This is a genomic window from Desulfobulbaceae bacterium, from assembly GCA_013792005.1.
Classification (GTDB): domain Bacteria; phylum Desulfobacterota; class Desulfobulbia; order Desulfobulbales; family VMSU01; genus VMSU01.
The window spans coordinates 1-8,780 of the sequence record VMSU01000034.1 but is presented as its reverse complement, the minus strand read 5'-3'; the positions used below and the strand labels follow the sequence as shown (position 1 = coordinate 8,780).

Sequence of the window (8,780 nt, the reverse complement as noted above, 5' to 3'; positions counted from 1 at the left end):
CAGGAATGGTAATGTCTTGACTGGCAAGATGTGCCATAAGCATCGGAGCCAGAGTTTCGGAAATCGGGGCCTCAGTAACAAAATGCCCGGCATCAATAACACAGAAACCAACCTCCTCGGCCCAGCGCGCGACATGGTGCTTGACCTCCGCCGTGATATAGATGTGGGCGCCACCAGCCTGCGCTGCAATGGCCAGATCAGAGCCGCTGCCCCCGCACAAAGCCACTCGACTCACACGGTCGGGGATTGGCCCAGCTACGGCAAGGGCAGGAAGCTTCAGCGCCTTACCGAGCATTGCAAAGAAATCAGATCCGCTCATGGGCTCTGCCAGGAACCCGATTTGACCAAATCCAATCCCGGCGTCCCCTGATCCGGCAGAGCTAAGAGGCACGGCATCGGTCAGCCCGAGGAGTACGGCCAAGGCATGGCTCACCCCACGCGGCGCTACATCAAGGTTGGTATGACAGGCAATAACACCAATTGTATTGGTCAGGGCTTTGGCAATGAAGGCGCCAGCCGGCTGGTCGGTACGAATAACTTTAAGGGATGGGAAGATAACGGGGTGATGAGTGATGACCAGGTTAGCGCCATAGCTCAGCGCCTCGTCAAGAAGAGAAGTGGTCGGGTCGAGTCCAATCATAATGCCAGTCACCGGGGCATTGAGAGCGCCGACCAGAAGACCGACATTATCCCAATCCTCCGCCAACGCAAAGGGGGCTAGAGCGTCTAATGATTTCAGAATGGTTTCGATTGTGATTTCGGCAGAAGGCATACGATCAGGGGATATTGCCGGTTCAATAAAAAAAGGTGCAACCTGGTCGGGTCACACCTTTTGGTCTGGGGCCGTATGATCGGTCTGGGCCCAAAAAAATTTTCTTGCGTGCGTTGGGTGATAGTGTCACTTCCGCCTCTTGGCTGCCAAGGCAATGGTCAATCTGATGTTGTACAAATGGTGGGCCCACCTGGACTCGAACCAGGGACCGACCGGTTATGAGCCGGTGGCTCTACCAACTGAGCTACAGGCCCCGTTGCAGACAGTAAAGCACGATAATATGCTCAACTCGTCATCGCTTGTCAACATATTTTTCACAAAAAAAATCATCAGCTCCTCCCACCATCCGCAGAATACAACTTGATGGACAAAGAATTCGTAACTATCCAGAGTACTTCTGGTCGGTAATGCTCACCAACATTGTCACCCATGGATCCACCGATGGGAATCACGGCTCAGCTACCCCCGCAACATCTATGTCGGCTGAAACAGAAGTTCCAGCCGACATAGATACAAAAAACTACTGCAGTTCCTTTTTTACAGCCGCGACTGCCCGTGTCACCAGCTTCATGCCACCATTCTCCCCGCTGGCCGCACCGAGAATGGCGTCAATGACCTCACCCCGCTCTTCAACCCCGCTTGGCGCAGCAGGCAGATACCCTGGGGCCGGCTCTATACATTTCCGAAGAATATTTCCGTGGAGCAAGTCGGTTACAATCGAGGCAATCCGGGCTTCCGGTTGCCGCAGTCGGCTCGCCAGTGATTCCTGGGTGGTAACCATCCTCCGAGTAAAGTCTTCCTTGATCAAGCCCATGATATCAAAGGCTAGAGCCAATCGTGCCATAGGTGTAGGAGGACGGCCCTCCCACAGATAATAACGCCAGTGCTGCACAGCATAAGACATGACCGCCCCAGTCAAAAAAATCAGCCACCCAAGATAGAGCCAAAGCAGAAAAAGCGGCAACGTGGCAAAGGAGCCGTAGATGGTGTTATAGCGGGCAACCCCGACCTGCAGCCTCAGATAGAAAACTTGGATCATCACCCAACTGCTCCCGGCAAAAAGCCCTCCCAGCAACGCCGGCCAGGAACCTATCCGGGTGTTAGGCAAAAAGCGGTAGAGAATTATAAAGGAGAGCACAACCAGAACAACGGGAAATATCTTAAGAAACTGATGCCCGAACCAGGTCAGATGAAGAGTATCGGTCAAATGATTATTCAAGGCCGGACTGCGAAGCGCTGTCTCAACTGCCAAGGCCAGATTGAGAGACAAGGGCATCAAAACCATAAGAGCCAGATAATCAAGGACTTTCCTGGAGATCGAACGATCATTATTGACCTGCCAGACAGCGTTCATCGCCGTCTCAATACTGCTCAGGACCATCACGACCGACACCAGGAGACCAACAACACCAAAGGCCCCAAGGGTAGTAAAGTCGGTCCTGTCCACATAGTCGAAAATTTGATCAACTGCTTGCCCGAGATGAGAGGAGAGGCTGCGAGGGATCTCTCCCTGCGTTGGCGGCGGCGCCGGAGATACGGACGGAGCCACTTGCGGGGTAACGGTTCTCGCCGGAGAGTGATCAAGGGCAATCTCGTACTCAGGTTGCTTATCAAGTTGATCGATAAATCGATGGGCGGTTTGCCGCAGATCGTCTCCGGCGCCAAACCCTTTCAACACCGCTGTGCCCAAGGCAAGAAGGGGGACAAGGGAAAGAATAACGGTAAACGTCAGAGCGCTGGCACGAAGAGGAATATCATCAGAGCGAAATTTTCCAATGACAATCAACAGCACTCTGACCACAGCCTTGAACCGGTCTCTCGCGGAGAGCGGTCCCGGTGGCGGAACCTCTCTGATCGAGTCCCAAAAAGACCCCAACGTTTCACGTAATGAGGAGAGACTTGCAATTATTCCAAGTGCCATAGAACTTTTCCGTAATCATTGACCAAAAGGGAATAGGGAGTCAGACCAATTTCCACCCTTTAACCTTTTGCTTTGAACTGCCATACAGCAGTACTCTGTCAAGAATAACTCAACCCCCGGTTCAAATCGGCAGGATATGCACCTCTTGCTTCAACGGATGCATGCCGCGCAGGAACAGTCCCTTCCGCCCATCAATACTGATCGGGTCGCCGCAACGAATCACCTGGCCGCTTATTTCACAGCGCTCCTCGGCCTCGTAGACCTTCAGGTTCTTGCACCCCACCACGCAGGTTTTATCCAAACGCAGGGCCACAAGAGAGGCGTGGGAGGTCTGGCCGCCACGCGCAGTCAGCAAGCCGTCGGCCTGGGAGATCTCCTTGATATCCTCCGGCACCGTATCCTGCCGGATCAGGATCAGTGGTATGCCGGGATACTCCAGGCGGAGCTGACTGATATGCTCAACGGTAAACACCGCCCGACCGGCCAAGGCGCTGCCGCTCACCCCGATCCCCTTCCCCAGGATAGCTTTCGTCATCTCCGGACTCTCGACAAAGGCATCGAAATTCTCTTTCTTCTTGATGGTGATCATATCCCGAGTCTGCAGAATATACAAATCCTCCGTCTCCGGCCCCTCAAAGGTAAACTCGATATCCTGGGGATTCCACTGCTTTTCATAGACCAGATCACGGGCAATATCGCGCAATCTCTGGTAGATTTTTGGAAAACGGCGCTCAAGCGACAGGTCCTTGGATCGTCCGTCAAGCTCTGCCTGCTCGACTGACACCGGATAGGTGGTAACCAATCCGGAAACAATATCCTCACCCTGATCGGCGGTGGCATAGTCACCCCATAAAGCAACCCGCCGCACCTTCCGGTAAGGGTGAGCGGTAAACAAGACGCCGCTCCCTGCCTCGGCGCTGTTATTGCCAAAAACCATAGTCTGAATGATAACCGCCGTGCCCCAAGAGTCAGAAACATCCATCAAGGCCCGATACTCCCTGGTCTTAGGAGTATTCCACGACTCAAGCACCATCTCGATGGCGCCGGTGAGTTGCAGCCACGGATCATCCGGGATACCGATGCCGATGCCGCGAATCGCCTTCTGGTAATTCAAGGCCAGTTCATGCATCTGCGCGGATGAAAACTGGCGCTTGACCTGAACATCATGCTTGGCCTTAGCCTTATTCATCAAGGCCTGGAAGACCTCTCGCTCCACCCCCTTTGCCATAGCCCACGACTGCAAAAAACGGCGGTAATTATCCCACGCCAGATACTCCTTCCCCGAGGATAGCGCAAACTCCTCCGAGAGTTCTTCATTAAGTCCGACATTGTGCAAGGTCGCCATCATTCCGGGCATGGACACGGCAGCACCGCTCCGAACCGAGACCAGCAGGGGATTGGTCGGATCACCGAAACTTCGTCCGATCATCTGCTCCATCTCACTTAGTGATTGACGGATACGCCCCATGAACTCGTTCTTGGCCTTAAAAAAGTCTTTGACCACGGGCCAACAGCGAAAGATCTCAGTGGTGATGATAAAACCTGGCGGCACCGGCTTCTGATCCGCTGCCAAGGTGGTCAGATTATAGCCCTTATTGCCCAGCATGATCAGGTTGTTGGTCTGGTGATTGTGCCGGTGAAGGAAACTGATCACATTCTCAGGGTTATAGGTCATCAACAGATCAAGATTGGATTCATTCAACAGCTCCTTCTGATTCTCCAGGGTCTGGTAAATCTTGGTGATAAAGTTGTCGAGGTGCTGAAGGCCGAAGGTGCCGGCAATCAAATCACGGAGGAATGACTCGTTTAATCGATGCACCGAACCGGTCAAATCGTCATCCTGCCAGAGATTCCGATAACGGGTCAGGAGATTACTTCCTCCGATCTGGGGGGCGATGATCGACAGGTTGTTCTCATGAACATTGGTGTAGTAGGCGTAAATAATATCCTTCACCCCCTCGGAGAGCCCCCGGAAGATATCAAGATACTGGGTATAGGAAAAACGCTTCTGTTCCACCGAACTTTCGAGCAGGGCCAGATAGGTCTCCAGATGGCGACTGGTGATACCGTCGATCCTCAAGGCCCGGAGATACAACTTTAAACATTTGATAATACCGATAAAGGTGGCCTCGGTAATAAAGGCGGTATTGACCGTTTCCGGAATCTTCTCCAAAAAAACATTGGCCAGATTCTCCAGCCTGAAGGTAAGGCCCAAGGCATCGAATTTCCGTTCCCGGTAACGGCCGTATACCGATGGGATGTCCACTGCAATGTGGCGTTTATAATAGATATCTTCCTTGGCCTCAAAGGCCTCGGAACTCAAGATCACCTGCTGCAGACTCTCCAACTGCACCAGTATTGCCCCAAGGCATTCAAAGGTGTCCCCCTCTTCCAAGACTCCGATCAGGCTCTGAAGTTCAGGAAACCCGGAATTCACGGCAATTTCCAGCTGCTGACGCAGATCCTGGAGCCCAAGATGGTACTTTTCGTGCAACAAGGTGTACATATGGATCAGCAGCGCAAACCGGCGCACTTCCACCGGATTGAGGTCAGACTGGTGTGCCAGAAAATTGTCCCGCCGGGCAGGGTCCCAGAACAGCAGATCCTCCACCCGTTTGATATCCGGCAGCTCAAAGACCCTTTTGATCAGGATATGAAGATCATCCACAAAAGGTCCGGTGGGCTGAATCCCGTACAAGACCTCCTGGGGCAGGAACTGCTCAAGCACCTCCTTGTCCTGTTTGTGCCAGAAGGTGAAGATGGCCTTGATAAAATTGACGATCAGATTGCTCGACTCGACGTGGCTCTGCTTGCGCAGGAAGTGAATAAGCAGATCCTTGCGGCGATGGGTTTCATCGAGTTCGGTGGAGACCTCACGCAACTCGCCTTCCGCTCCGATCTCGTTGAAAAAGACCGGCAGCAGTTTAGCAAACTGCTTGGCCAAATTATAAATTGGGCCAATAGGATGATTTAAAAGCTCGGTAATGTCACGCTGGAAGAGATCAGTATCCTTAATGCAGGTACCCGACAAATGCAGGTTGATAATGAGTGCCGAAAACAGCGTCGAGCACCACTTGGGCTCCTGCATGATCAAACTGAGCCAGACCCTGATATTGACCAGATGAGCGGGATTGGCGATAGGCTGCCAGTCCTGATCCACTCCGGTGACATTGGCATACTGAAAACCAAACCGGACCACCTGCCACAGAAAGCTCTCGACCAACCCTCCGCTGCCCTTCTTGAAGATCTCTGTGCCCAGCACCTGAATACACTGAAGAGAGGTATGCGGAAATTTCCGCACATTGGCCTTCAACAGCTGGAAGGTAGTGAGCAGAAAACGCTCTATCTCCTCAAAGGACTGCTCGTGAATGAGCAACACTAAACTCCGATTGATCTCGCGCAGGGTCTCTTCATGCACCAGAAAAAGACCTGGGGTATCCATAATCCGAAACAGAAAAAGCAACTTTCTGTTCTCGGCAAAGCGATCCATCTCCGGCCCCTGGGCAAGGGATCGGCCCCGCTCACCACCGGTGTCTGAGGATCTATCCCCACCAGGATACGTGGCGTTGGGAAACGGCACTGTCAAGAGCTTGGCAGGGATATCTTTGTATATTCTGACAATGTCGAGATGACTTGGCAGGGTCATAAGGTGCTCAAGCGCCTCATGCGGCGTATTTTCCCGCATCTCCAGGGTACTACGTTCAAGGATAGCAAGATTCTCTCGCATGGCGCCATGGGAGATGTTGGCAAAAAGACCTGCCACATCCCAATCACCATGATTGTGACCACAAGCCCCGGTAAACCATGGCAAAGGATCCTCTTCACTCAACCAATAGTGAAAATCGATAGCTAGCAACCTGCTGTAAAACCGCACGAAAGGGCCAAGATCAAAAGAGGTCCCCCGGCTGACGGCAAATAACGAGGCAGCAATTTTCTTAATTGGATGATAACCCTGAACCATAAGGATAAGGGCTTGATCATCAAGAGCTGCGATGCGACCCAAAGCAACATTGATAGCCCGCTGGTGACGCACCAAACGCGCTCCATCTAAATCTTGGATCAGTTTTTCCAGATAGGCCAGCAGTGATTCCATGGCCAAGGCGATAATAGCATCCCAATTCTTAGGGGATTTGCCTTGAGCGGCAAGCGCTGTTGACCCTGGAGAGATTGATGACACAGCCTTCTTACCCTTGATATTCTCCCAGGCTTGAGCAATAGCCGTCAGGTGAATAGCAACAAACTGGGTGAAGGCCTTCGGCCCCTGCTGGTGACTTGAATACTGATGGCTGTGCTTGAGGATGAATGCCCGCAGCTTAGGGAGGAGCATGCTCCAGTTTCTATACGGGTGGTTGATTTCGATCAGCAGATCACTGATCGTGTGATGAATTCCCTTGTAGTCCTTAACGATGTCGGTAAGGATCTGATGTTCGCGGGCAATTACCACTTCACCAACAGCAGTTTCCTGGAGATTAGCCTTTAAGGCTTCAGAGTCAATGGCTGGCACAGTAACAGATTGGGGCATAACGAAACCTCATCAAAAAGCTTGGCGGCACAAACAAGAAGGCAGAAGGACGGGCTCGTCTTTCTGCCTTCTTGTTTGCACTGTTGTCGGCAAAGATATACACTAGCAGTTGAACACTTACGAAGGATACAGCAACTGCTCAGGTTATCGGTTTACGGTTTACAGTTGACGTTAGTCTGTTCACCGTAAACCGATAACTGATCACCGTCACCTGATGCAGTTACGTATATGATTTACAAGGGCTTTTTAGCCTCCATCAGAAGAATGAGATCAAGGACTCGGTTGGAGTACCCCCATTCATTATCGTACCAGGAGAGGACCTTGACCAGCTTGCCAATCGCCTTGGTGGACAGGGCGTCAACCACCGAGGAGTGAGGGTTGCCCTGATAATCGATCGAGACCAGGGGTTCTTCCGAGTACCCCAAGTAACGGTTAGCCCCCTCCTTCAAAGCCTGATTGACCTCAGCAGTAGTCGCCTCCCTCTCCATCTCCATGACCACGTCAACCAAGGAAACATTAGGTGTCGGCACCCGCACGGCCAAGCCATCAAATTTTCCTTTCAGTTCCGGGATAACGAGAGACACCGCCGCTGCCGCCCCGGTTTTGGTCGGGATCATCGACAGGGCCGCTGCCCTGGCCCGCCGGAGATCGGAGTGGGGATAGTCAAGAATGCTCTGATCATTGGTATAGGAGTGGACGGTGGTCATCAGGCCCTTGGAAATCCCGAAACGATCCATGATAACCTTGGCCACCGGCGCCAGACAGTTGGTAGTACAGGAGGCGTTGGAGACGATGTTGTGCACCAGAGGATCATACTCATCCTCATTAACACCCATAACCAGGGTCTTGATATTTCCCTTGGCCGGCGCCGAGATAATAACTTTTTTGGCCCCAGCCTCGAGGTGGGCGCCTGCTGTCTCGTCGTTAGTGAAGAAACCGGTGGACTCGACTACGTATTCGACACCGATTGCCCCCCAGGGGATGTCCGCCGGATTTCTGTGATTGTAGATATCAACCTGACGGCCATTGACAGAGATCCCTTTATCATTGGCGACCACATCCTTATCATAAACCCCCATGATGGAGTCATACTTGAGCAAGTGAGCGGTGGTGACATTACTGGTCAGATCGTTGATCGCCACAACCTCAATATCCTTGAAGAGCGGATCCTTGTCGATAGCCCGAAAGATATTCCTGCCGATACGCCCAAAACCATTGATTCCAATCCTGATCGTCATTGCTTTCCCCCTATATAATTAAAAGTGCGCGCAAAGGCAGCTGTAGGGCAATAGCCTAACCCCCACCCTTGAGTCCATCATAATGATTAACCTAGCTTCTAAATTCAGTATCAAGAAATAAAAACCACTAGGCAAGAACTTTTTTTGATTGTCACAATCATTTTACCCTTCATTAGTGGGCAAAAAGATCAATTGGAGCCGTCTCTGATTGTAATCGCTGACCAACCAGAATTCACCCTGTGTCAGCAGAGTTGACATTTTCAAATGATTATTTTAAATGTTTAATTCAAAAATAATCGTAACTACACAGGTTAACGGTAATCAGTT

4 protein-coding genes and 1 tRNA gene are annotated in these 8,780 nt (G+C 51.8%); all 5 read right to left on the bottom strand.

The window, feature by feature from the left end; translation table 11 throughout:
- Nucleotides 1-772: Nif3-like dinuclear metal center hexameric protein (locus tag FP815_02010; GenBank protein ID MBA3013707.1), on the bottom strand; the 772-nt coding region annotated here is incomplete at its 3' end.
- A gap of 178 nt (nt 773-950) precedes the next feature.
- Nucleotides 951-1,026 (bottom strand) — tRNA-Met (locus FP815_02005).
- A 266-nt stretch (nt 1,027-1,292) separates the two neighbouring features.
- Nucleotides 1,293-2,693 carry a YihY/virulence factor BrkB family protein gene (locus tag FP815_02000; protein MBA3013706.1) on the bottom strand — a complete coding sequence of 467 codons (1,401 nt, stop codon included), beginning with the start codon at nt 2,691-2,693 and terminating at the stop codon, nt 1,293-1,295.
- A gap of 121 nt (nt 2,694-2,814) precedes the next feature.
- A complete protein-coding gene (locus FP815_01995; GenBank protein MBA3013705.1) occupies nt 2,815-7,215 on the bottom strand; it encodes a phosphoenolpyruvate synthase in 4,401 nt (1,466 codons plus the stop codon).
- 233 nt (nt 7,216-7,448) lie between these two features.
- A complete protein-coding gene (gap, locus tag FP815_01990) occupies nt 7,449-8,453 on the bottom strand; it encodes a type I glyceraldehyde-3-phosphate dehydrogenase (protein MBA3013704.1) in 1,005 nt (334 codons plus the stop codon).
- Nucleotides 8,454-8,780: the final 327 nt, after the last annotated feature.